Annotated in this window: 19 protein-coding genes; 8 read left to right on the top strand and 11 right to left on the bottom strand. The window is 72.4% G+C overall.

Annotation, left to right across the window (positions count from 1 at the left end; genetic code table 11):
• Positions 1-3: 3 nt before the first annotated feature.
• From ACZ4YY_RS27980 to ACZ4YY_RS27940, 9 genes are all read right to left on the bottom strand, one after another.
• A complete protein-coding gene (locus ACZ4YY_RS27980; RefSeq protein ID WP_468296030.1) occupies positions 4-1,722 on the bottom strand; it encodes a Wzz/FepE/Etk N-terminal domain-containing protein in 1,719 nt (572 codons plus the stop codon).
• Entirely contained in the window at positions 1,719-3,086 is a 1,368-nt protein-coding gene (locus ACZ4YY_RS27975) for a YveK family protein (protein ID WP_468296027.1), read from the bottom strand. Before ACZ4YY_RS27975 ends, ACZ4YY_RS27980 begins: the two co-directional genes overlap by 4 nt.
• On the bottom strand, positions 3,083-4,348 hold the full coding sequence (locus ACZ4YY_RS27970; RefSeq protein ID WP_468296024.1) for a glycosyltransferase family 4 protein: 1,266 nt from the start codon (positions 4,346-4,348) through the stop codon (positions 3,083-3,085). The genes ACZ4YY_RS27975 and ACZ4YY_RS27970 overlap by 4 nt, the downstream gene beginning before the upstream one ends.
• A complete protein-coding gene (locus ACZ4YY_RS27965; RefSeq protein WP_468296021.1) occupies positions 4,338-5,654 on the bottom strand; it encodes a nucleotide sugar dehydrogenase in 1,317 nt (438 codons plus the stop codon). The genes ACZ4YY_RS27970 and ACZ4YY_RS27965 overlap by 11 nt, the downstream gene beginning before the upstream one ends.
• Before the next feature lie 73 nt (positions 5,655-5,727).
• Complete coding sequence (locus tag ACZ4YY_RS27960) at positions 5,728-7,206, bottom strand: sugar transferase (protein WP_468296018.1); 1,479 nt, start codon at positions 7,204-7,206, stop codon at positions 5,728-5,730.
• Positions 7,207-7,912: 706 nt separating this feature from the next.
• A complete protein-coding gene (locus ACZ4YY_RS27955) occupies positions 7,913-8,728 on the bottom strand; it encodes an alpha/beta fold hydrolase (RefSeq protein ID WP_468296015.1) in 816 nt (271 codons plus the stop codon).
• Complete coding sequence (locus ACZ4YY_RS27950; protein WP_468296012.1) at positions 8,721-8,846, bottom strand: hypothetical protein; 126 nt, start codon at positions 8,844-8,846, stop codon at positions 8,721-8,723. Before ACZ4YY_RS27950 ends, ACZ4YY_RS27955 begins: the two co-directional genes overlap by 8 nt.
• 3 nt (positions 8,847-8,849) lie before the next feature.
• Positions 8,850-9,806 (bottom strand): LLM class flavin-dependent oxidoreductase, encoded by a 957-nt coding sequence (locus ACZ4YY_RS27945; protein WP_468296009.1) that lies wholly within the window; start codon positions 9,804-9,806, stop codon positions 8,850-8,852.
• Between the two features lie 126 nt (positions 9,807-9,932).
• On the bottom strand, positions 9,933-11,054 hold the full coding sequence (locus tag ACZ4YY_RS27940; protein WP_468296006.1) for a zinc-binding dehydrogenase: 1,122 nt from the start codon (positions 11,052-11,054) through the stop codon (positions 9,933-9,935).
• A gap of 421 nt (positions 11,055-11,475) precedes the next feature.
• Here ACZ4YY_RS27940 and ACZ4YY_RS27935 point away from each other — a divergent pair, with 421 nt between their 5' ends.
• The 6 genes from ACZ4YY_RS27935 to ACZ4YY_RS27910 all read left to right on the top strand — a co-directional run bounded on the left by ACZ4YY_RS27935 (position 11,476) and on the right by ACZ4YY_RS27910 (position 19,852).
• Positions 11,476-14,655 (top strand): amino acid adenylation domain-containing protein, encoded by a 3,180-nt coding sequence (locus ACZ4YY_RS27935; RefSeq protein WP_468296003.1) that lies wholly within the window; start codon positions 11,476-11,478, stop codon positions 14,653-14,655.
• A 12-nt stretch (positions 14,656-14,667) separates the two neighbouring features.
• A complete protein-coding gene (locus ACZ4YY_RS27930; protein WP_468296000.1) occupies positions 14,668-15,822 on the top strand; it encodes a cytochrome P450 in 1,155 nt (384 codons plus the stop codon).
• A 37-nt stretch (positions 15,823-15,859) separates the two neighbouring features.
• Complete coding sequence (locus ACZ4YY_RS27925; RefSeq protein ID WP_468295997.1) at positions 15,860-16,090, top strand: phosphopantetheine-binding protein; 231 nt, start codon at positions 15,860-15,862, stop codon at positions 16,088-16,090.
• Positions 16,091-16,095: 5 nt separating this feature from the next.
• Positions 16,096-17,601 carry an amino acid adenylation domain-containing protein gene (locus tag ACZ4YY_RS27920; RefSeq protein WP_468295994.1) on the top strand — a complete coding sequence of 502 codons (1,506 nt, stop codon included), beginning with the start codon at positions 16,096-16,098 and terminating at the stop codon, positions 17,599-17,601.
• Positions 17,602-17,897: 296 nt separating this feature from the next.
• Positions 17,898-19,199: a sensor histidine kinase gene (locus tag ACZ4YY_RS27915; RefSeq protein WP_468295991.1), complete on the top strand. Its 1,302-nt coding sequence runs from the start codon at positions 17,898-17,900 to the stop codon at positions 19,197-19,199.
• Positions 19,187-19,852 carry a response regulator transcription factor gene (locus tag ACZ4YY_RS27910; protein ID WP_468295988.1) on the top strand — a complete coding sequence of 222 codons (666 nt, stop codon included), beginning with the start codon at positions 19,187-19,189 and terminating at the stop codon, positions 19,850-19,852. Before ACZ4YY_RS27915 ends, ACZ4YY_RS27910 begins: the two co-directional genes overlap by 13 nt.
• A 105-nt stretch (positions 19,853-19,957) precedes the next feature.
• On the opposite strand, the gene ACZ4YY_RS27905 is transcribed toward ACZ4YY_RS27910, so the two are convergent.
• Both ACZ4YY_RS27905 and ACZ4YY_RS27900 read right to left on the bottom strand, forming a co-directional pair.
• A complete protein-coding gene (locus ACZ4YY_RS27905) occupies positions 19,958-21,118 on the bottom strand; it encodes a glycosyltransferase family 4 protein (protein ID WP_468295985.1) in 1,161 nt (386 codons plus the stop codon).
• Between the two features lie 14 nt (positions 21,119-21,132).
• A complete protein-coding gene (locus tag ACZ4YY_RS27900; protein ID WP_468295982.1) occupies positions 21,133-22,476 on the bottom strand; it encodes a glycosyltransferase 87 family protein in 1,344 nt (447 codons plus the stop codon).
• Between the two features lie 260 nt (positions 22,477-22,736).
• Here ACZ4YY_RS27900 and ACZ4YY_RS27895 point away from each other — a divergent pair, with 260 nt between their 5' ends.
• Entirely contained in the window at positions 22,737-23,690 is a 954-nt protein-coding gene (locus ACZ4YY_RS27895) for an ATP-binding cassette domain-containing protein (RefSeq protein ID WP_468295979.1), read from the top strand.
• Positions 23,687-24,520, top strand: coding sequence for an ABC transporter permease (locus ACZ4YY_RS27890; RefSeq protein ID WP_468295976.1), 834 nt, complete (start codon positions 23,687-23,689; stop codon positions 24,518-24,520). The genes ACZ4YY_RS27895 and ACZ4YY_RS27890 overlap by 4 nt, the downstream gene beginning before the upstream one ends.
• The last annotated feature ends 48 nt before the right edge of the window (positions 24,521-24,568 follow it).

Here is a 24,568-nt window from a genome sequence, read left to right as displayed (position 1 = left end):
GTCCTACCGCGCCTCCTGGTCGCTGTCCGGGACCCGTGCCGCCCACATCGGCAGCCGCTCCGTCCGCCGCCGGCCCTCCTCCACTGCCTGGACGGCGTGGGAGGTACCCCCGCCGTTCGGCCGGGCCGGCCGCTCGTTCTCGCCGCGCGGCACGGTGTGCGGCCCGTCCCACAGCGTGCCGTCGGTCCGGTCACGCGGATCGGGGTCGATCAGCACCACGCCGATCACCGAAACGCGCTGGTCCGCGAGGTGTCGCGCCACGGTGTGCAGCCATGCGGCGCTGCTGTGCCCGGCACGCACGACGAGCACGGTCGACGTGCCGAGGTGCGGGAGGTCGGTCCACGCCGCGCCGGGTGCCACCGAGCCGACGCCGAGGCGGCGCTCCTGGTGCGCCACGGCCGAGGCACGCTCGCCGCCGACCACGGTCGGATCCCCCGGCTCAGAGCTCCGGACGGAAGGGGAGCCCGGCCCGCGGCGCCCGGCACGCACGCTCACCGCGTCGCCGGAAGCCCCCGGCAGCTCAGCCGCGAGGAGTTCTCGCCGCCTGGCGATCGCACGCACCGGCCCCCGCCGGCCGATCGGTCTCGCCTTCTGATCGGAGCCCTCGGCGCGGCCGCCCGCGAGCTGCGGGCCGGGCAGACCGTCGACGACGACCACCGGCCCCTCCGCCGCCAGTGCCCCGGCGAGATCCAGGGCGATCACGCTGGTGCTGCGCGCGCAGCCCAGTTCCAGCAGCGACACCGGTTCCGCGCAGCCGCGCACGGTGCGGGCCAGGGACGCGGAGAGCCGTTCGCGTGCCGCCCGGGTCCGTCGGCGCTGCCACGGAGTGGCCGAGCGGAGGGGAAGCTCCGCGACGACCGAGGCGCCGAGGTTCGCCGCGATGTCCCGGCGCAGCACGGGGCGGTCCGCCACCACCGTGCCGACCGCGGCGACCGCGAGCCCGAGGGCGAGCCCGAGGGCGAGCCCGAGGGCGGCGTTGGTGGCAGCGGTCCTGGGCAGGGAGTGCCGCACCGCGCGCGGGGCGTCCACGATCTGTGTGCCGGCGATGAGCCGGGGCGTGCCGACGCGCGCCTCCTCGGCGCGCCGGCCGAAGTCGGCGATCCGCGAGGTGAGCTCGGCCCGGCGGGCGAAGAGCGACTCCAGGTTCGCCGACGCCTTCGGCCCGCTCTCCGACGATCCGTCTCCGATCGCCTCGTCGACCTCGGCGAGGTCGCCCCGCATGCGGTCACGCTGGTCGAGCAGGGCTTCGGCCTCGGCGTTCGCGGCTTCCTGCATCCGCCGCACATGGTCCGCGACGAACGCGTCGGCCAGCGCCCCGGCGCGGGCCACCGCCTCCGCGTCGCTGTCACCCGTCACCGTGATCTGCAGCAGGTTGTTGGTCAGGCCGACACCCTCGTAGTCCCGCATGAAGTCCTCCGGTTTCTGCGAGGACCCGAGGGAGCGCAGGGCCTTGCCGGCGATGCGCGTGGTCTGCAGCAGCGCGACGTCGGTGCGGATGAGTGTTCCGGGGTCGTTCGGCTGGTCCTCCTGGTGCGCGACCAGCACCTTGGTCACCGCGGTCGGCGGCGGGGGCAGCAGGACGGCGACCGCCGTGCCGACGAGCAGCCCCAGCAGCGCCGCGGAGCACCACAGGCGGCGCCGCCTGCGCACCGCCACCACCAGTGCCTGCAGGTCCAGCAGCGGAGCGGCGGCCGACGACTCCGACATCGCGCTCGTCGTCACCCCGGACCTCCCGTCGCGTCGACGCCGACCGCGAGCGCGGGCGCGGCGGCGTCCCGGGGAGGGCCGGCGGACCGCGTCGGTCGGGCCCGGACCGGGCCGGCGAGGACGATGCCGACGACCTCGTGCCCGGCGTCCGCACACGCCTCCGCGATGCCGGCGAGCTCCCCCGCCGTCCAGCCGCCCGGGCTGAGCACGACCAGGGCACCGGACTCGTCGTCGCGGTCCGGCACCATCGGACGGGACACCGAAACCCCCACCACCCGCAGCAGCGGGTCGCTCCCGGCCTCGGCGACGAGCTGCCCGGCGGCCCGGCGGGCGATCTCGTCGCCGTCCGGGACGACGACCAGCAGCTGCCGGGGGGCCGGCAGCCGGTCCCGGAGGCGGGCGCACACCCGCCGGGAGCGGATCCGGCTGCCGACGTCGTCGCCGGACGTCCGCGGGGTGGGTACGTCCCACCGGACGTCGACGCCCAGCAGCCGGCGGATCCGGGCCCGCGGGTCACGGCCCTCCGGCCGGTGCGCGGGCGGTTCACCAGGTACGTCGACGGCACCCAGCAGCGCCGAGCCCAGCGCCGCGGCGATCTCCGGTTCGGTGCGCAGTCGGCGACTCATCCGTGCGGCGGTGAGGTGGCCGACGACCGCGAGCAGGAAGAACAGCAGCGCACCGGCGGCGATGAGCTGCACCCGCGTGGGCGGTGCCTCGCCGGCCGGCCGGGCCGCCGGCCCCATGACGACCATGTGGGCCCGGTGGGCAGCCGGGTCGGCCCGGTCGAGCTTGGTGATGGCCTCCTGCAGCGCGGTGCGCAGCTTCGCGAGCTCGGTGCGGGTCTGCACGCTCTCCACGGTCCGCCCCGGACCGGCCGCGTCGGCCAGCTCCGTGATGCGGCGGCCGGCCCGCGCCACCGTCTGCCGCAGTGCCTCGGGCGGCGCCGCCGTCTCGGGGTCGGTGTCGTCGCCCGCGACCTGTGCGGCGAAGGTGACGAACTGCTGGGCCACCTGGTCGGAGAGTCGCTGCGCGCGCTCCGGGGTCTCGGCCGTGCCCGAGATCTCGACGATGTTCCCGTCGGCGGCCGCGGCGCTCACCCGATCCCGCAGCTCCCTGCCGCCGACCCCGCTCCAGCCGAGCGTGGCGGCAGCGCGGTCGACCACCACCGAACTGGTCGCGATCTCCACCTGGGTCAGCAGCTCGCGCTCCTCCCACGCCCCCGGCAGCAGAACCGATGCCGACGTCGTGTACCGCGGCGGAAACAGCAACGAGGTGCCGTAGCCGACGAGCGCGCCCAGCACGGCGAGGAAGGTGAGCAGCCGCCGGCGCCGGCGGATCAGCCGCCCGATCGTGACCAGGCGTATCGTGTCGTCGCTCAACGGCGAGGCCTCCTCGCTGCCCGGTCCGGGTGGACCGCCGACACCGGAGCGTGGTCTCGGCAGGCAGCGGCGTAGGCGGCGAGCAGGGCGGCTTGCGAGTTCCGCCAGGAGAGCGGTCCGCTGACCCGCTCCTGGCCGATCCTGCCCATCCGGGCCCGCTTCTCCGGATCGTCCAGCAACAGCGCGATGAGCCCCGCGAACTCGGCCTCGTCGTCGGCGGGGGTGTAGACGGCGGCGTCACCGGCGGAGACGCGCGCCTCCTTCAGGTCGAACGAGACGATGGGACGGCCCATCGCCATGTACTCCAGGACCTTGTTCATGGTCGACACGTCGTTGAGCGGATTGCGCGGGTCGGGGGAGAGGCACACGTCCGCGGTGGACAGGTAGCGCACCAGGTCGGCGTCCGGTATCCGCCCGGTGAACTGCACCTGCTCCGAGAGCCCGAGCCGCCGGGACAGCTCCACCATCGCGTCGAAGGCGTCGCCGGCGCCGACGAACACCGCATGCCAGTCGGTCCGCCCGAGCTCGTCGCGCAGCTTCGCGAGGGCCCGCAAGGCGTAGTCGACGCCGTCCTGCGGGCCCATGACGCCGAGGTAGCACAGCAGATGGGGCTTGCCGCGCTTCAGCTCCGGCTCGGGCGGCACCGGTCGGAACCGGTCGATCGCGGGTGCGCTGCGCACCACGAAGACGTCCTCCGGCCGCCGACCACCACGGCGCACCGCGACGTCCCGGTAGCTCTCGTTCGTGGCGAGCACGATGTCCGCGGCCCGGTAGGTCCGCCGTTCCAGCGCGCACACGGCGCGGTAGAGCAGGTCTTCGCCGCGGCTGAACCGGGAGAGGTACAGCTCGGGTACCAGGTCGTGCTGGTCGAAGACGAACCGCGCTCCGCGCCGCTTCAGCCACAGTGCCGGCAGGAACAGCAGGTCGGGCGGGTTGCAGGCGTGGACCACGTCGACCGGGCCGACCTTGCGGGCCAGCCGGGCGGTGTGCCACAACGCCGATCCGTACTCTCGCAGGTAGCCGGACGGTCCTCCGGTGGCCGCGCGCAACGGGTAGCGGTGGATCCGCACCCCGTCGATCACCGCCTCCGGCTCCGTGTCCCGCTTCTCCCCCCGGGGACAGATGACGTGCACCTCCCAGCCCGCGTCGCGCAGCGTCGTGCACTCCTGCCACACCCGCCGGTCGAACGGCACCGACAGGTTCTCCACCAGGATCAGCGCGCGCCGGCCCGGCCGGTCGCGGCCTGTCGCGTCACCAGGCAAGGCCCACGTACCCCGGTCCGGCCTGACGCGCCTCGGCGTCGGGAAGGTGGACGAGGTCGACGATCAGCGGGCCGTCGCCATGGGGCAGCGCCGACAGCACGGCCGGGTCCCTTGTCCCCACCAGGCACACCTCGGCGTGCTCGAGCACCTCCTCGACGGAGTCCGCGAGCAACTGCGCGAGGTGCGGCAGCCGGGTCTCGATGTACTCGCGGTTCGCGCCGAGCAGCCGGGAGAGACTCACGTTGGCGTCGAAGATCTTCAGGTCGTAGCCCTTGCCGAAGAGCCTCTCCGCCAGCTCGACGAGCGGGCTCTCGCGGAGGTCGTCGGTGCCCGGTTTGAAGGACAGCCCGAACAGGCCCGCCCGGCGCTTGCCGGTGCGCTCGACCAGCTCCACCGCACGTTGCAGGTGGTCGGAGTTGGAGGGCAGCACATGGGAGAGGATGGGCACCGAGACGTCGGCCCGCCGCGCCGCGTGGACCAGGCTGCGCAGGTCCTTGGGCAGGCAGGACCCGCCGAAGGCGAAGCCGGGCCGCAGGTAGGCGGAGCTGATGTTCAGCTTGCGGTCGGCCAGGAACACGTCCATCACCTGGTGCGAGTCCACCCCGAGCGCCCGGTACACCGCGCCCAGCTCGTTCGCGAAGCCGATCTTGAGGCCGTGGAACGCGTTGTCCGCGTACTTGATCGCCTCGGCCGTCGGGATCGGCACCCGGAACACCTCGCCGGGCAGGCCGTCGTACAGCGCCGTCACCGCCTCACCGCTCGCCGGGTCGAGCTCGCCGATCACGGTCTTGGGCGGGTCGAAGAAGTCCCGCACGCTCGTGCCCTCGCGCAGGAACTCCGGGTTGACCGCGACCCCGATGTCCACCCCGGCGGTGCCGCCGACGTACTTCTCCAGGATCGGCACCAGCAGGTTCAGGCAGGTGCCCGGGAGCATGGTGCTGCGGAACACGACGGTGTGCCGGCCGCCCCGCTCGGCCAGCGCTGCGCCGATCTGCTCGGTGACCCGCTCCAAGTACGTGGTGCACAGGCTGCCGTTGGGCTCCGACGGCGTGCCCACGCAGACCAGCGAGATCTCGCTGTCCTCGATCGCCTCGCGGACGTCGCCGGTGGCGCGTAACCGCCCGGTCCGCACGACGTCGGCGATGAGTTCGCCGATCCGCTCCTCGACCACCGGGGCCTTGCCGTCGTTGACCAGGTCGACCTTCACCCGGTTCACGTCCACCCCGATGACCTCGTGCCCCATGCTGGCCAGGCACGCGGCCGACACGCAGCCCACGTAGCCGAGCCCGAAAACGCTGACTCTCATGACCCGTTCCTCCCCCCAGGCAGGCCCTCGCGGCCTGCGGTCCGCGCGTCGGCCGGACGACGACCCCCGCGCATCAGTAGGCGCCCTGCCCGTGGAGCACCGCACGCAGCGTCTTCCACAAGATCACTGTGTCCAGGGCGAGCGACCAGTCCTCCACGTACCGCAGGTCCAGCCGGACCGCCTCCTCCCACGACAGATCGCTGCGTCCGCTGATCTGCCACAGACCGGTGAGTCCGGGCTTGACCAGCAGCCGGCGCCGGATGTCCGGGCCGTACGCGGCGGACTCCTCCGGTAACGGGGGCCGCGGACCGACGAGCGACATCGATCCCGTGAGCACGTTGAACAGCTGCGGGAGCTCGTCGATCGAGTACCGGCGCAGCACTGCTCCCAACCGGGTCACCCGCGGGTCCCGGCGGAGCTTGAACATCACACCGGCGCCCTCGTTGCGATGGGCCAGTTCGGCGCGTGCCCCGTGGGCCCCGGCGACCATGGTGCGGAACTTGAGAATGGTGAACTCGCGGCCGTCCTTGCCGACCCTGCGCTGGCGGTAGAACGCCCCACCCCGACTGTCCGCCAGCACGAGCAGTGCGACGACCACCATCAGCGGCGCGAACAGCATCAGCAGAATCGTTGCGCCTACCCGGTCGACGACCTCTTTGACCGCCCGGCGGCCACCGGTGAAGGCCGGCATGCTGACCCGCAGCAGCGGGATCCCGAGCACCGCGTCGACGTGCAGCCGCGGGCCGGCCACCTCCATCAGCACGGGGGCGACGATCATCTCGGCGTCGCTTCCCTCGAGGTTCCAGGCCAGCCGCTGCAGCCGGTCCGGTGACCAGTGCGGGTCCGGTGTGACCGCGACGACACGGTAGCCGTCGCGGCGGACGTGGCGCGCGACGTCCGCCAGCCGGCCGACGACCGGAACGCCGTCCAGTTGGTCACCGTCGAGCCCGACACCGTCCGTCGTGCACACGGCGTCCACCCGCCAGCCGAGATGCGGGAACTTGCGGGTCCGGGTGATCAGGTCGCGTACGGTGGCCGGGCTCCCGGCGGCGAGCACCGGTCTCAGGCACCGTCCTTCCTTTCGCTGTCTGTGCAGCCAGAGGCGCAGCAGATATCGCGCGATCATGGTGGTGATCGCGATCGCGGGAATCGCGACGAAGATCCAGAGTTTGATGTTGCGCGAGGTGAGGGCGATCCCGCCGAGTGCCAGGACGACGGTCGCCGTGAACAGTGAGCGTCCGAGCCGGCGGAATTCCTCGGCGCCCTGCCCGAGTACGGCCGGAGTCCACGACCGGCTCACCGCGAGCGCCCCCAGCACCAGGAATTCGGTGCCGAATGCGAGAATTCCCCACTTCTCGTGCCAGTTGGCCGCGTCCCGGGCCCCGAAGAAGTTGCCGATCGCCCCCACCACGACGGCGGTGGCGACGGTATCGCTGATGATCACGGTACGGCGGTACCGCTGTTCCCAGTCGATCGCGGTCTGGCTGATCGCCCCGTTCGCCGCACGCTCGCCGGCCGACGGAAACGGGCTGACTAATCCCCCTTGCCGCACAGAACCCCCCAGGTTCCCAGTGGTTCGACGTGTTCGCCTCACACTGTTCTCCGCCCGGGAGGCCCCCGCCCCCCGTACCGTCCCTCCCCTCGGGAGGCCCCCGCCCCCCGTACCGCGCAGCTGTTCCGGAGCCGCGTGAACAACCCACCCCGGCGGCAGCGGACACGCCTGTCCTGCCAGACTCGCGAGGTGCGTGGGATCCCGTCGAACCTCGGGTGCTCCCCGCACCCGATGCCTCTCCCGGGCTCCGAGAATCGATCAGTTCCGCGTCTGGCGCCGAAGACGCGACTGCTGGCTTTCCATGGCGCCGGACCTGAAGATCATTTATTGGTCGCCTTGTGCCCGAACAGCTGAAGCACGGTCAATCTAGACCATCAGGGCCGGTATGCAGAGAGGATGTGTGCAATTTGTGTTCAAGCTTTGAGCCTGCCGCCGATCGGTGGCCGGATACGAGTGCCTCGACCTCACTGCGTGTTCCGGCGGCTCGCCCGGCACCTGGGCGATGTCGGCCCGGACGCTGATCAAGGAGTCACGGACAAGAACGGCCGGTGCTCGAAACACAGGGGACAAGCATGATCAATAATGACGCTCAATTGGCATTCGTCGGCTCTGCGGAGCTTGGCCGGCAGGCCGGAAAAAAGGCCTGATCCGGAGGGTTCACCCCCAGGGGATCAGCGCCGGCCGGTGCCGGGCGCTGAACGGGCGTTCAGTGCCTCGTCCGCTCCCGCTGCTCGGCGAAGAACGCGGTCAGTGCGTCGTTCACCGACCTCGGGTCCTCCAGGTACCCGTAGTGCCCGCAGCGCGGAACGGTGACGTAGTGGCAGCCTGCGACGGCGTCGGCGACCTCCCGGCCCAGGTGGGGCGGGGTGACGAGGTCGTCGCCGAAGGAGATCACCGCGCAGGGCACCCGGATGCCCTCGTAGTCCTTGAGCCGGTTCGGGATGAGCGTGCTCTCCAGCTGGTACCGGTAGCCGTCTCCCGTGTCGAGCGGCCCCTCCATGAGGGCCATCCAGTCCCGCGCCCGGGAGTCGTCGCCGAGGGTGAACTGGGACAGGTTCTGCATCGCCCGCAGTACTCCGCGGTGGGCGGGCGAGACGGTGGGGTGGCCGAGGCTCTGCTCGATCTCCGCCGTCACCATGGCCCGGCGCATGGCGTCGGTGCGTCCGCGGGTGGCCATGAACACGGCCTGACGCACCAGACCGGGATGGCGCAGGGCGAGTTCCTGCGCGACGATGGCGCCCAGGGACACGCCCACCACCCGGCAGGGGGCCAGATCGAGGGTCTCGATGAGGTGGGCGGCGTCCTCGACCATGTCGTCCAGGCCGAAGGGCTCCACGGGCCCCGGTGTACTGCCCCGGTTGTCGAAGGTCACCGTCTCGTAGCCGCACCGCACCAGGGCCGGCACCTGGTACGCGTCCCAGGTCCGGGCCCTTCCACCGCTGCCCGTGATGAGCAGGACGGGTTCGCCCGCGCCCCGGCGGGTGTAGGAGAGGTCCGGGTCTGCGCGGCGCGGCTCAGGCACGACCCACCTCGCTGTGGCCGAAGTGGGTCGCTGCGCACGGCAGTCGACCGAGGACGTCATCGCGCACGGCGAACCCCTGCTTCTCGGCGGTCATCGGATTGGTTCTCTTCGCGTCCATCGTTCACTCCGGCCCGTGCCCGTCCGAGCCGACCGCGTCCTGCGGCCCGGACCCACGCTCGCGCCGGTCGGCGAAGGCGGCGAGCTGCGGCCGGGCTTCCGACGCGATGCGCTCGAAGATCTTCTCGTCGCCCGAGAAGACGGAATCGTCCACGGGCCAGTGGACGACGATCTCGGTGAAGCCCAGCTCGGCGTAGCGTGCGGCGAAGTCGACGAACGCGTCCACGGACCGCAGCGGGTCGCCGCCGGTGAAGCCCGTCAGCAGGATCCGGTCGATGTCCTGCGCCGCACGCCCCTGCTCCGCAAGCGCCTTGTCCAGGTTCTCGACCTGCTCGACGATCACGGAGTGGAACCGCTGCTCGTCGTCGGGCAGCCTGGGGTCGCCCAAGGTCACCCAGGCCTGCCCGTACCGTGCCGCCAGCCTCATGCCCAGCGGCCCGGTGGCGGCCACCGCGAACGGCAGCCGTGGACGCTGGAGGCATCCGGGCAGGTTGTGTGCCTCGTGGGCGCGGTAGAAGGCGCCGTCGTACGAGACGACGGAGTCCCTCAGGAGCCGGTCGAGGAGCTCGAGGAACTCCGCGAAGCGGGCTGCCCGTTCACGTGGCGGCCACGGATCCTGCCCCAGGGCCGTCGCGTCGAACCCGTTCGCCCCGGCACCCACCCCGAGGACGGTGCGCCCCCCTGACAGGTCGTCGAGGGACATGAGCTCCTTGGCGAACGGCACCGGGTGACGGAAGGTGGGAGAGGCGACGAGGGTGCCCAGCCGGATGGTCCGGGTGGTCGCCGCGGCCGCGGCGAGCGTGGGTACGGCCCCGAACCAGGCACGGTCGCGCAGGCTGCGCCACGACAGGTGGTCGTACGTGTAGGCAGCGTGGAAGCCGAGTTCCTCGGCCTGCCGCCATCTGCGGCTGCCGCCCTCGGTCCAGCGCTGGACGGGCAGGATGACGGTGCTCAGCCGCATGGAGGCGTTCTTCCCTTCGGACGTGGTCCGCGTTCGGCCGGGAGATCAGCGCCGCGGGGCCGACCGGTGGGGTCTTCTCCGCGGTGCGCCGACCGTGGCGGTGCGTGCTGCGGGGCGGCACGGCGGCTACGGACGCAGCACGGCCTTGAGGACGGAGCCCGCGCCGACGTGCGCCAGGGCCTCTTCGCACCCGGTCATCGGGTACTCGGTCACCAGGCTCGCGAGGTCGAACCGTTCGCTCAGCGCCGGCATCAGATTCACGTAGGAGACCAGGTGCGCACCGGTGAACCCCCAGGAGCCGAAGAGGGACAACTGGCGATGGACGAGCTGGTGCGGGTTGACGTCGATCTCGCCACGATCGGTGTACTGCCCCACGACCAGGTAGGAGCCGCCACGCCGCGCCATGGCGATGCCCTGGGGTATGGCGTTCGGGGCTCCCGCGCACTCGATGACGAGATCGGCGCCGTATCCGCCGGTCAGGGCGCGCACCTCGTCGAGCACGGCGGCGGCGCCCCGGCCGTCGACGATGTCGAGGTGATGGTCACCGATGCCCAGTCGTTCGGCGACCTTGAGACGGGCCTCGGGTCCGCCCACCACGATCACGCGGGCCGCCCCCGCCACCTGGGCCATGGCGGCCGCGGCGAGGCCCACGGGTCCGCTGCCCTGGACCACGACCGTCTCGCCGAGCCTGACGGGCCGTCGGCCGTAGAGGGCGTGCACCATGGTGGGGCCGGCGCAGGCCAGGGACATCGCCGACACCGGGTCCACGCCCGCGGGGATCTTGACCATGCTGGTCCCGGTGCGCAGAAGCATGCGCTCGGACCACGACCCGGACGGCCCGCGGGAGTCCGACGCGGGGATGTTGACGCCGTAGGTGGTGCGCCGTTCGCACAGCGTCGGCTCCTCGTGCATACGGCAGGGCACGCAGGATCCGCAGGAGATCGAGGACGCCCACATGACGGTGTCGCCGACAGCCAACCGGTCGCCGTTGGCGTCGCTCAGCCCGTCGGAGCCGATCCGTTCCACCGTGCCGAGTCCCTCGTGCCCGAGGACCACCGGCGTGGGGACGTTCAGCCGCCCGCTCCACAGGTGGGCGTCGGTGCCGCAGACACCGCCGTACTCCACCTTGACCAGCACTTCGCCGGGGCCGACCGCGGGGACGTCGAGCTCTTCCAGGGCCAGGGGCTTGTTGAATTCACGCAGGACTACGGACCGAGAGGTCTCGGGGTGAGCGTTCGACATGTCCATCCACTACTCGGTATGGGATCGAGGAAGGGCTGAGGGATCCCCACGGGGCGGAGCAAGGGGACACGGGCGGAACCCTAGAGGCGCGCCTTATCGACGCCGTATCAGGTCCTCAACCCGCAGCCGTGGCCCCGCGCGCCCTGGGGGCGGCGCGGTGCGAAGCGTGTGCGATAACGAGACGAAAGCTGCGCGACCTACCTTCTGAGCTGGCGTGATGACGGTGGTCAGGGGGCCCGGGCGGCACGGACCCCCTCTCGCCCGCCGCCGGTTTCCCCGCGTGCTCGCGCCGGTCCCCGAACTGTCCGCCCCGCCGGGCGAGTGAGCACGAGGCGGAGGTGCGGGGGCGTCGGGTGGGCGCCGCGGCGGGCCGGTCCGGCTCGGCTCACCACGAGCATCACTAGCGACTGCACGAGGAGTCAGCGGTATGGCTGGAACATCGAGGCACGGTTCGCCACCGCCGGGCGTGGATCTTCAGGTGCCGGCCGCGGGGAACGACACGTTGCGGGAGGCGCCCACCACCCTGCACGGGGCTTTCGCCGTGCGGGCACGGGATCACGGAGAGCGCACCGCGCTGATCGACAGCGGAAGGCGGTACTCCTACCGCACCCTGGACGAGGTCTCGAATGCCTGGGCCAAGGAGCTGACCCGGCGCCGCCTCGTGACGGCGGGCGACGTCGTTCCTGTGATCATGCCGCGTTCAGCGGAGCTGGTCGCGGTGATACTCGCCCTCCTCAAGACGGGCGCCGCGTACTCGCTCATCGCTCCGGAATGGCCGCGCGCCCGGCAGGAGGAGCTGGTGGAGCTGCTGGCCGCCCCGGTCGTCATGACCACCGAGCCGGCGCAGTGGGACCTTCCCGCGTTCGTCCCCCCGCCCGTCGAGCGGGCGGAGCGGCAGCGCGCGTTCCCCGGCGCACCCGCCGTCCGCGGTGACGCGCCCGCCACCGTGTTCTTCACCTCCGGCAGTACGGGTGAGCCGAAAGCGGTGGTGTCACCGCACCGGGCGACCGTCGGCCTCCTCGGCGATCCGGTGTTCCGGGGCTTCGCACCGGGAAGCGTCATGCCGCTGGCCGCGGCGCTCCCCTGGGACGCCTTCAGCCTCGAGCTGTGGGGCATGCTGCTGTCCGGCGGGACCTCCGTTCTGATCGACGGCCCCTACCTGCTTCCCCCCGCCCTCCGGAAGCTGACCGCCGCCCACCGGGTGAACGTCCTGTGGCTCACCGCCTCGCTCTTCAACATGTTCGTCGAGGAGGACCCGGGCTGCTTCAGCGGCCTCGACCATCTCTTCATCGGCGGCGAACGGCTCTCGCCGGGGCATGTGCGCACCTTCCTGGAAGCGCACCCCGGCATCACCCTGGTCAATGGCTACGGGCCCGTCGAGAGCACGGTCTTCGCGACGGTGCACGAGATCACGTTCGAGGACTGCGCACGCCAGAGCGGAATCCCCATCGGCAGAGCCGTGGCCGGCCGACAGGTCCAGGTGCTCCGGGAGGGGAAGCCGTGCCCGCCAGGACAGCCCGGCGAGCTGTTCGTCGCCGGCGACGGCCTGGCGCTGTCCTATCTCGGGCAACCCGAGCTCACCGAGGCGAGGTTCGTCCACGTCGACGGCCCGGGGCCCGCGCGCCGCATGTACAGAACGGGCGACCTGGTCTCCGCCGACGCGGACGGACTGCTCCACTTCCACGGACGCATCGGCCGTCAGGTGAAACTCCGCGGGCACCGCATAGAACTCGAGGGCGTGGAGGCGACGGTCCGGCAGGTGCCGGGTGTGACGGACTGCGTCGCCCTCCCGCGCACGGACGGCGATGGCACCTGCCACGGCATCGTGGTCTTCTACACCACGGACCACCCGGAGGGCCCGCGCTCCGGCGAGCTCCGGCGCGACATCGTCGCTCGCGCTCCGGGATACCTCGTCCCGGACCACTTCGCACACGTCGAGAGGTTCCCGCTCTCCGCGAACGGCAAGGTCGACCACCGGCGACTCGCCGCCTCGCTGCCGCCCTGGGAAGCGTCCGAAGCACCCTCCGCGGTGGACGACGGGGAGCCCCGCGACCAGCTGGAAGCCGTCGTGCGGTCCGCTTTCGCGGAGGTGCTCCACCGCGAGAGCGTGCCGCCCGACACGTCGTTCTTCGCGCTCGGCGGCACGTCCCTGGACGCCGGCCGGCTGTGCACCAAACTGGGGCTGCTCCTGGCGGCGCCGGTCCCCATCTCGCTGCTCATGGGGCACCCCACGCTCAGCGGCTTCCTGGACGAACTGCGCCGCTCACGCCCGGGCCCGCTCCGTCCCGCGCCGGCCGGTCCGCACCCCGCCTCCCATCAGGAGGTGGAACTCGTCGGCATGCAGGGGGCGTTCGCGATGGCGCACGAGTTCCACCCCGAGGATCCGGCACCGCTGTGCCCCTCCTTCTGGAGGATCGACGGCCCACTGGACCTCGATGCCCTGGCCCAGGCCCTGGACGACGTGGGGCTGCGTCATGACGCCCTGCGCGCCGCCTACCTGGCCGTCCCCCGGCCTCATGCCCGCGTGCGCGCCCACGGTTCACCGGCGACCTTGCGCGTCCTGCCCCCGGCGGCCGACGAGGAGGAGGCCGTCCGTCTCCTGAGCGAGTACCTGTTCACTCCGCTGCGCATCGAGAGCGGGGAGGTGTGGAGGAGCGCGTCCGTCTCGTGCGCGTCCACGACCTTCTTCGCGCTCTGTGTGCACCACGTCGCCTTCGACGCCTGGTCGCAGCGGATCCTCGTCAGGGAGGTGGGCCTCGCGTACGCGGCCCGCCGTGCGGGGGTGGAGCCGGACTTCGGCCGGGCCCCGGCCCTCCTCGCGGACGTCGTCCGGGAACGCACGCTGCAACTCGCCCCGCACCGGCTGACCCGGCAGCTCGAGTTCTGGGCGGAGGCGCTCGCGGACCTTCCCCCGCTCGACTTCGGCCCCCGGCCGACATCGTCGGGCCACGCCCTCAGCCGCGCCGAGGCGTCCTTCTCGCTGACGGCACCGGACGTCACCACGCTCGAAAAGGCAGCGGTCGACGCCGGCACGACGTTGTTCACCGTGCTCCTCGCCGCCTACGCCTCCGCACTCCACGGGACCCTCGGACAGGACCGATTCGGCATCGGCGTCCCGGTCGCCAAGCGCGACATCCCCTCCGCCGATCACTTCGTGGGCTGCCTGATCAACACGCTGTGCATCCCGTTCGGCGGCCTGGGCCACGACCTTCCCTCGGTGCTGCACGCCACCCACGACACCGTCATGAAGGCGTTCGCCGCCCAGGACGTGCCGTTCTCCGAGGTGGTCGGAACGGTCCGGACGGCACGCTCGGACCGCAACCCGCTGTTCCAGACGATGTTCGCCCTCCAGGACGTCGACCAGGAGGGCCTCGACCTCCTGGACTGCGAGGTCACCGGCATCGACGTCGAACACCCTCGTTCCGTGCACGAGCTCGTCGCGGAGGCCTGGCCGCGGCCCGACGGCACCGTGGAGGTCACGTTCGCCTGGCAGCCGGAACGCGTCAGCGCGCAGACCGTCCAGGCGGTGCGGACGGCTTTCCAGCAACTCCTCACCAGGGTGGTCGCCGCATCGGAGACCACCGCACGACGTGACACAGCGCATTAGGGAGGAGCGGCCGTGGGGGCTTCGTTCTGGGAAGATCCTTATCCTGTCTACAGATCCTTTCAGAAACGCTCCGGCGTTTTCTGGGACGAGATGCTGGAAGTCTGGGTGGTCACCGGAAGAAACGCAGTGAACACCGTTCTGCGTTCTCCGGCGGTGTCCTCGGACTGGCTCAGGCTGAACATCGGCGAGTCAACCTCGCGCGAGTTCCCCGCCCTGGAGCGGATGCTGCGCGGCTGGTTCATGCTCATGGACCCACCGGATCACACAGCGCTGCGCCGGACCATGCAGTCCTTCTTCACCCGCAGCCGCGTGGAGGGCCTGGCCGAGGAATTCCAGGACATCGTCCGACAGCAACTGGAGCTGATCCGCCCGCTCGACGACGTGGATGTCGCGCACGACTTCGCGAGCCCGGTCGCCAGTGGCGTTCTCGCCCGCGTGCTCGATGTGCCGGTCGACGTCATATCGGCGGCTGCCGTGCACATGGCCGCGATCGCGAGCTTCCTGGCCCAGCCACACAAAAGGGAATTCGCCGCACAGGCCGCCGCCGCGGTCGGCCGGCTCGACGACCTGTACCGCGCGCTCGCCGTCGAACTCTCGCCGGACAGCGCCCTGTCCCCGCTCGTCGGCGACGACCCGGCAACACCTCGGGACACCTACCTGCACACGGCCCACCTCCTCTCCTTCGCCGGCCAGGAGACCACGGCGGGGCTCATCGCGAGCGGGCTGCTGCACCTGCTGCGCGAACCCGTCCTCTACAAGGAAGTGGCCGCCGGACAGGCCGAACTCGAGGCAGTCGTCGAGGAGTTGCTGCGCTTCGACACGCCCGTACCGCAGGTCCCCCGCGTCGCACTCGCCGACCTGGTGGTGGAGGGGAACACCATTCGGGCCGGCGACCGCATCCTGGTGATCCTCGCCGCGGCCAACCGGGACTGGCAGAACACGGAGGACGCCGACGTCTTCCACTTCGCCCGGAAGCAGAGGCACATGGCCTTCGGGGTCGGAATTCACTACTGCCTCGGCGCTCCGATAGCGCGTGGGGCCGCCATGACGGCGATTGCGGAGTGGGTGACCGCCTTCCCCGCGGCCCGGCTCTCACCGGAAACCGTTCGATGGGCGGTCGGTACCGGATACCGGAGGCTCGAATCCGCCCTCGTCAAGCCTGGCTGAACCCCGCCCGAGAAAAGCGAAGGAAGAGAGAAACGAAATGGACAACATGCTCGTCGCGGTGATCGACACCTACGGGAAGGTCGTCGGTACCGCCGAGGTCGGCGCGGAGTCCGATTTCTTCGAGATCGGCGGCCATTCCCTTCTGGTCATGGAGGTCATCGCGCATCTGCGCACGGAGTACGGGATGAGCGTGCCCGCCCGGCAGTTCCTGACGGACGCCCGCGCGGAGGCTGTGGCCGCGGCCTGTGTGGCAGCCGAGAGCGAGTGAGCGCCGTGACGAGTCTCGACGGCGTCAGCTCCGTTCCCGAGATGGTCCTGGCCCAGGCGCGGCGGCGACCGGACGCGCAGGCCGTGGAGTGCGCCGGCAACCGGGTCACCTACCGCGAGCTGGTGAGGCGGGCCGCCGGCGTCGCCCTCGCCCTGACCCGGAGCGGGGTCCGGCCGGGCGCGGTGGTCGCGATCCACATGGAGCGCGGCATCGGCGTACCGGTGGCCCAGCTCGGCGTCTGGCTCATGGGAGGCATCTGCCTCACGCTGCCTCCCGGCATGCCGCGTGGTCGGCTGGAGGCGATGGTGGCCGATGCCGCTCCGGAGGCGGTCGTCGGGGATTCCTCCGGCGTCGCGGAAGCCGGCCTGCCCCGCCTGTCCGAGGTGATCGACCTGGCGGCATGCGCCGCGGTGGAGCCGGACGTGCTCGCCGCGCCGACGCCCGGGGCGCCGGCACCCGGGCCGGGCCGGCCCGCGCCCGGCGGCAGCGCGTACCTCATCTACACCTCGGGATCCTCGGGCGTCCCCAAGGGCGTGCTCGTCGGGCACGATTCCTTCGCGCTGCTCGCGCGGTGGCACGGCGACACCTACGGCGTGACGCCCGGGGACAGGGCTTCGTCGATCGCCGCGATGTCGTTCGACGCCTTCATGTGGGAGACCTGGCCGTACCTCTGCCACGGCGCCTCGGTCCACTTCGCGCCCGCGGAACTGAAGTTGGCGCCGTGGGAACTCGGCGACTGGTACCGGGCGCAGGCCATCGACCTGTCGTTCCTGCCGACACCGCTGGCCGAGGCGTATCTGCGGCACGGTACCCACTTCGGACAGCTCCGTTGCCTGCTGACCGGAGGGGACCGGCTGCGCCTGCGGGACGGGCACCCCCTGCGGCGTTTCGTCAATCACTACGGCCCCACGGAGACGACGGTGGTGGCCACCAGCCATGAGGTGGCACCGACGAGCACCGGCCCCGTCCCGATCGGCCGGGCCATCGGCCCGGCCCGGACCCTGGTGTTCGACGGTGAGCGAGAGACCGTGAGCGGCGCGGCCGGCGAACTCCTCGTCGGCGGCGGGTGCCTGGCCCTCGGATACTGGCGGAACCGGGCGGCGACCGAGCGCGGTTTCGTGCGCGTCGCCGGCGACGCCCGGAGGTGGTACCGCACCGGTGATCTCGTGCGCCGGAACGACGAGGGCGAGCTGGAGTTCCTCGGACGCATCGACCGGCAGATCAAGGTCCGCGGCGTGCGGGTGGAGCCGGGGGAGATCGAGGGAGTGCTGGGCCGGTATCCCGGCGTGGACGACGTCGTGGTCGACTGGGACCAGGACGCGGCCCGCCTCACCGCCTACGTCGTCGGCGAGGTGAACGGCGACGACCCTCGCTCGCCCTCGGCACTGAGGGAGTTCGTCCGCCGGAACCTTCCCTCCGAAATGGTGCCGCAGCACTACGTCTTCATGGACAGCATTCCCATGACGGCGCACGGCAAGGTCGACCGGGCATCTCTCCTGCGCGCTCCCTGACCACCGGTGCGCACTGGGCGTCCGGGGACCGCGGACCGCCGGGGCCGGGGGGCGGACCAGGCGTCGCGTGACCGGCGACGGGCCCGGTGGGCCGCCTTCCGCCCAGCTCACGCGGCCCGGACACGTGTGCCCGCGGCTCAGCTCGGCCGCGCCGGCCCGGCCCGCCCGAACAGGTATGTTGGTGACCGCGTCCGGCGGGGGGACCGGCCTCGGACCGGGCGTGGGCGACCGGGGGGACCATGCCGGAACAGTGGAGCGACGAGAGCGGGCGGCCGGAGGCTGCGGGAGACGGCCGGATGCCGGCGGAGGATCACGAACGGCACGGCGTGAGAGTCTGGGACGTCCTGCGCGACCGGCCACTGCGCTACCTGCTGTCGCCCTGGCCGCTGCGCTGCCTGGCGTACGTACTGAGCGGGGCCCTCCTCGGCTACGCGGTGCTGATGCTCCTGACCGTCCTCCTCCTCGCCGGCGTCACGCTCTCCGTGTTCGGTGTCGGGCTGCTGATCCTGGTGGCCACCGCGGCGTCGGGGGTGCCCGTGGCGGCCCTGGAGCGGCGCCGGCTCCGGCTCGTCGAACCGGAACCGATCGCGGACCCGCACATCCTGCTGTCCGGCGTCGGGATCAAGGGCTGGTTCCGCGCCCGGCTGGAGGAGCGGGCCACCTGGCGCGAACTGGGATACGCGGTGGCACTCGGTGTCCTCGGCACCGCCTCGGGCGCAGGCCTCGCCCTGCTGCTCGGTTTCTCCGCCTTCCTGACGGCGGCGCCCCTGCTGGTCTGGGCCGTCGCGCCCGACATGGTGACGCTGTTGCCCGGCAGCCCGGTCGGCAGCCCCGGCGAGGCCCTGCCCGCCAGTGCGGCGGGGCTCGTCGGTCTGGTCCTGTCCGCGTACGCGGCGGGCTGCCTCGCCGGCGCCCAGGCGAAGGGCGCCCGCTTCCTGCTCTCACCCCGCGACGAGGGCCTCAGCACCCGTGTCATCGAGCTCACGAGGTCCCGGGCCCGGCTCATCGACGCCTTCGAGGCCGAGCGGCGCCGCATCGAACGCGACCTGCACGACGGCGCCCAGCAGCAGTTGGTCGCACTGTCCATGACGCTCGGACTCGCCGAGTTGCAGGTCCGCGAGGACAACGCCCGCGCCCGCGAGCTGATCGCACGTGCGCGCGGCGAGGCCCGGCTCGCCCTCGAGCAGTTGCGCCGACTGGTCCGCGACATCCATCCGCAGGTGCTCACCGATCACGGGCTGGCGGCGGCCGTGGCGGAGGTCGCGCTGCGCAACCCCGTCCCCGTCGCCGTCGACATCGACCTGCCGCACCGGCTGCCCGCCCCGGTGGAGACCACGGCGTACTTCACCGTCACGGAGGCCCTCACCAACGCCGTCAAGCACAGCGGAGCGTCCCGCATCACCATCACCGGCCGGCTCCGCCACGACCGGCTGCACCTCGCCGTCACCGACGACGGCCGTGGCGGCGCCGACCCCGACAGCGGGGCCGGTCTGCGGGGGCTCGCCGACCGGGTGGCGATCCTCAGAGGCCGGCTCACCGTCGTCAGCCCTGTCGGGGGGCCTACCGAACTCAGGGTGGAGGTTCCGTGTTCCGAGTAGTTCTCGCCGAGGACTCCGTACTGCTGCGTGCGGGGCTGGTCGAGCTGCTGACCAGCGGCGGCCACGAGGTGGTCGCCGCCGTGGGAGACGCCGAGGCGCTCGTCCGGGCGGTGGACGAGGACCGCCCGGACGTGGTGGTGACGGACGTGCGGATGCCGCCGGGCCACCATGACGAGGGCCTCAGAGCGGCCCTGGCGCTGCGCCGCCGCTACGCCGACCTGCCCGTGCTGGTCCTGTCCCAGTACGTGGCCACCGTCTACGCGACCCAGCTGCTCAGCGGCGGCGGCGCGGGCACGGGCGGGCTCGGCTACCTGCTCAAGGACCGGGTCGGCGAGGTGTCCGAGTTCCTGGACGCGCTGGCCCGCGTCGCCGACGGGCACACGGTCATCGACCCGGAGGTGGTGCGTGTGCTGCTGGTTCAGCAGGCGGAGGCCGAGACACTGCGCCGGCTCACCTCCCGGGAGAAGGAAGTGCTCGGGCTGATGGCGGAGGGACTCAACAACCAGGCGATCGCGCGGCGGCTCACCATCACCGAGTCCTCCGTGGTCAAGCACGCCAGCAACATCTTCATGAAGCTCGACCTCGACCCGACCGCGGGCAACCGGCGCGTTCTCGCCGTACTCGCCCATCTGCGGGGCGGCTCGCCCGAGTAGGACGTCTCCCCGGGCGGGGGCGTCGCCCGGCGGGGGAGCGCGGCGACCCCTGCGCGCACGAGCCGGGGGTCTTCCCGGACGTGGGTGTTTCCCCGGGCGGCCGGTTCAGCCGTGGTGCGTGGACTCGGGGTGTCGATCGGGCTCCGGGGTGAGCAGCCGCGTCAGACGGCGGACCGTCAGGTCCCAGGACCACTCCGTCTCGACCCACCGCCGTCCCGCCTCGCCCATCGCCGCCCGGTCCGCCGACAGCAGGGTGGAGGTGACCGCCCGTGCCACGGCCACGGCGTCGCGGCCGTCGACGACGTGTCCCGTCCGTCCGTCCAGCACCGTGTCGGGGGCGCCGCCGGAGTTCCCGACGACGACGGGCAGGCCGCTGGCCGCCGCCTCGAGGAAGACGATGCCGAGCCCCTCCGCCTCCAGGCCGCCCCTGCGGGTGCGGCAGGGCATCGCGAACACGTCCGCGGCGGCGTAGTGGTCCGCCATCTCGGCATGGCTCACGCCGCCCGCGAAGTGGACCGAGCGCGACGGGAGGGAGCGCGCCAGGCGGCGCAGCCGCCGCTCGTCCGGGCCGCGGCCCACGATCAGCAGCACCGCCTCGGGTATCACGCGCAGGATGTGCGGCAGAGCGCGCAGCAGGGCGTCCTGTCCCTTGCGCGGCACGAGGCGCGCGGCGCAGAGCACGACCTTGCGGTCCTCCCCGATCCCGTACCGCTCGCGGACGGCGCGCCGGCTCGGCGCGTCGCGTCCGGGACGGAACTGCCCGGCGTCGACTCCCGGGGTCAGCCGGGCGAGGCGGGCGTGCGGCCCCAGCGCCGGCGCGATCCGCGACCGGGTGTACTCGCCGAGGAAGGTGACGGTGTCCGCGCTGTCGCCGATCCGCCGCAGCAGCCGACGCGCCCCGGGCGTGCGGGCCCACCAGATCTCGTGCCCGTGCGTGGTGGCCACGATCCGCCGGACACCGGCGCGGCGCAGGTCCGGCGCCATGGCGGCGAGCGGGGCCGCCGCGCCGAACCACACCCGGTCGCAGCCGTGGGCGCGGGCCAGCTCCACCGCGCGCCGGGTCGTTCGGGGTGTGGGCAGCAGGGTCCGGGACGGATCGCGGACCACCGGGAAGGGCAGGCCGCGGTCGAAGGCCGCCGCGCCCGGCTCCCTCGACGTGTACACCACGAGGTCACCGGGGAGCCGGGTGGCCACCTCGTGCACGAAGGTCTCGATGCCGCCCTGCCTGGGCGGGAAGTCGTTGGTGATGACCAGGGTGGTGCTCACGGGAGGCGCCGCCTTCAGTCGTGGGTGAGGGATGCGGTGGGCAGGGGGCGGGGGCGCGCGGAGAACGCCACCGGCAGGGTGGCCGGGCGGGCCGCGACGGAGTGCGCGGGGTCGGCGCCGCGGGTCCACAGCACGAGGACCAGCGGCAGCGCGAAGTACCCGAACCGTCCGGCCGGAGCCAGCAGGAACGCCACGCACAGCCCGGTGGCCAGCCGGTCGGCCGCTGCGACCGTGCCGGCGGGCGGCCGCAGCACGAGCCAGGCGCTCACGGCCAGCCCTCCGCACAGCAGCAGACCGACGGCCAGGTACCAGCCGACCGGCCCCGCGCCCGCCAGCAGCTGACCGGGCATCGGGCCGGCCGCCGGAGTGGGCAGGGCGCCCCGGCCGGTGGGGAACGCCAGTACCTGCTGGACCATGGCGGACGGCGAGACCAGCGCGCACGGCAGGACGAGAGCCGCCGTCCCGGCGAGCGCCGTGACCCCGCCGCGCACCGCGGCCCGGCCGCCCCCGACCCGGGCGAGCAGCACCACCGCGACCGCGATCGCGGGCAGTGCGGTCCACTTCAGGGAGCACGCGGCAGCGAGCACGAGACCGGCCGCGGCCGGGCGGTCGCGGGCGGCGAGCGCCAGGGCGAGACAGCACAGTCCGATCAGCGGCAGGTCGACCCCGCTGACGCACAGGGGCATCGCGACGACGGGGGAGGCGGTCAGCACCGCCATGCCCGTCGTGTACGGGGAGGGGCCGCCGCCCTCGCGGGGGCCGGGACCGGTCCGGGGACGCGGGCCGCGCAGGACCACGCGGCCCGCGTACAGGCAGAGGAGGAACGCGGCAGCGCACCACAGGCGCGCGTCCCCGAACAGCCGTGCCGCCGCGTGGTGGTCGCCGAGCAGCGTGCGGGGCATCCCGAACAGCGCCATGCCCGGCAGGTAGGGGGTGTAGTCGAGGACGGTGCGGGGGTGGGGGAGATAGGGGGTGCCGTGGTGCAGCAGCAGGGCGCCCGCCCGCTCGATCACCCCTACCTCGCTCTGCGCCTGGCCGGTCAGCGAGAGGTACCCGAGCGGCAGGGCGACTGCTCCGGTCAGCGCGAGGGCCACCGACAGCCCTCTGGCGCTGGGCCGGGGCAGCAGGCACGCGGCGCCCGCCGCGCACAGGTAGGCCACGGCGGCGCACAGGCCCCAGGCGCGGTGTGCGGCCTTGTCGGAGATGAGGGGGAAGAAGCCGGCCCACACGGCGGCGAGCGCCCAGCCGGTCACCCATACCGCCCGTCGGCTCCACCGACGGGTCACCCCGATGTTCCAGCGGTGGCCGGAACGTGCCGCGGACCCCGCCCCTGCCCTGCTGCTGTCTTGTATGGACACCCTTTCATTCCAGGCGAGTCGGGGTCCCGACCGCAGCGGGGCTAGGTAGAGGCTTGATGGTGGGGTTTCCCCCACGTCCCGGGGCGCGTCGGGGGGCGGGTGGGACGGGAGTGCACCGAGTGAAAGAGGCTCAATAGAGCGGCGATAAGAGTGTCAATTAGCGTCGCCAGCAAGTTCGAAGGATGTCTGAAAGGCATGCAGATGCGCCTTCGTGATCTTTCGGACGGACCCGAGACCCGGCCGTCCGTCAGGAGATCCCCATGACCGCTGCCATCGAGATCGACGGCCTCATCAAGGAGTTCGACGGGAACCGGGCCGTGGACGGCGTCAGCATGGCGGTACCGGCGGGCACCGTGCTCGGCCTGCTGGGGCCCAACGGTGCCGGGAAGACCACCATCGTCCGCATGCTCGCCACGCTCGTCCGCCCGGACGGCGGGCGGGCCCGCGTCGCGGGCTACGACGTGGTCGAGGACGCGCTCGAGGTGCGGACCCGCATCGGCCTCACCGGCCAGTACGCCTCGGTGGACGAGGGCATCCCCGGTTGGGACAACCTCTATCTGATCGGCCGTCTGCTGCGGCTTCCGCGGCAGCGTGCCCGGGCCCTGGCGGACGAGCTGCTGGAGCGGTTCCGGCTGACCGAAGCGGCGCGCCGGCTTCCGCGCGACTACTCCGGGGGCATGCGCCGCCGCCTCGACCTCGCCGCGAGTCTCGTCGGCGAACCGGAGGTGCTCTGCCTGGACGAGCCCACCACCGGACTGGATCCGCGCAGCCGCAACGAACTGTGGGACATGGTCCGCGAGCTGGTCGCCCGCGGGACGACGGTGTTGCTCACCACGCAGTACATGGAGGAGGCGGAGGCCCTGGCCGACCGGATCGCCGTGATCGACCGGGGCCGGATGATCGCCGGCGGCACGGCCGCCGAACTGCGGGCGCGGGTCGGGGGGCAGATGCTGCGGGTCCGTCCGGGCGGCGGCGCCGACCTCGCCGAGGTCGCCCGGCGGCTCAGCGCCGCCGGGGAGGGCACCGCCACCGTGGACCACGCGGAGGGGCTGGTGTGCCTGCCGCTCGCCCGTGAGGGCGACCTGACGGCCGCCGTCCACGCCCTCACCGCCTCGGGCGTGGCCGTGGACGCCCTCGACACCCACACCCCCAGCCTCGACGAGGTGTTCCTGACCCTCACCGGGGGCCCCCGGGAAGAACGGACGGCCGGATGACCGCGACGCTGCTGCCCTCGCAGGACCGAGCCGGGAAGGAGGGGGCCCGCGCCGGAGCCCGCCGGGTGAAGCCGCGGGCGGCCGTCGGCCAGGCCCTGGCGATCGCCCGACGCAATCTCCTCCAGTTGCGCCACGACCCCTCGCAGCTGCTCGACGCCACGTTGATGCCGATGGTGTTCACGCTGATATTCGTGTACGTCTTCGGTGGGGCCATCGGAGGAAATCAGGCCGAATACCGGCAGTATTTGATTCCCGGTATCATGGTGCAAGTGGCCGGTTTCGCCGCCCAGGTCACCGGAGTGGCGCTCAACCTGGACTTCAGCACCGGGGTCATGGACCGGTTCCGTTCTCTGCCGATTGCGCGCTCGGCGGTACTGTCCGGGCGGATTCTCGCCGACCTGTGCCGATTGGTGCTCGGTCAGGCTGTCATCCTGATTTTCGCATTCGTCATCGGGTTCCGGACGCATACGAATCCCTTGTCCGTCCTGGGTGCCCTTGCACTGCTCATGCTCTATGGGTTGTCGCTGTCCTGGATCGCCGCTTTCGTCGGTCTGGTCATCCGGAGCCCCCAGGCCGTTCAGTCGATGGGATTCCTGTGGATGATCCCCCTGCAATTCGGCAGTTCGATGTTCGCCGATCCGGGGACGATGCCCGGCTGGCTCCAGGCGTTCGCCCAGGTGAACCCCACCACGCTGGTGGTCGACGCCTGTCGTGGACTGTTGGTGGGAGGGCCGGTCGCCGGTAATCTGCTGGGCGCATTGGCGTGGACATGCGGAATCCTGCTGGTGTTCGCACCACTGGCCGTGCGGCGGTACGCGCGCCGCACCTGACGCCCGGTGCGCGCACTGCCGCCCGGGGTAAACCGGGGGCGCGGACCT

It is taken from the genome of Streptomyces sp. NPDC030143, from assembly GCF_055573695.1.
This window is presented reverse-complemented; position numbering and strand designations above follow the sequence as displayed.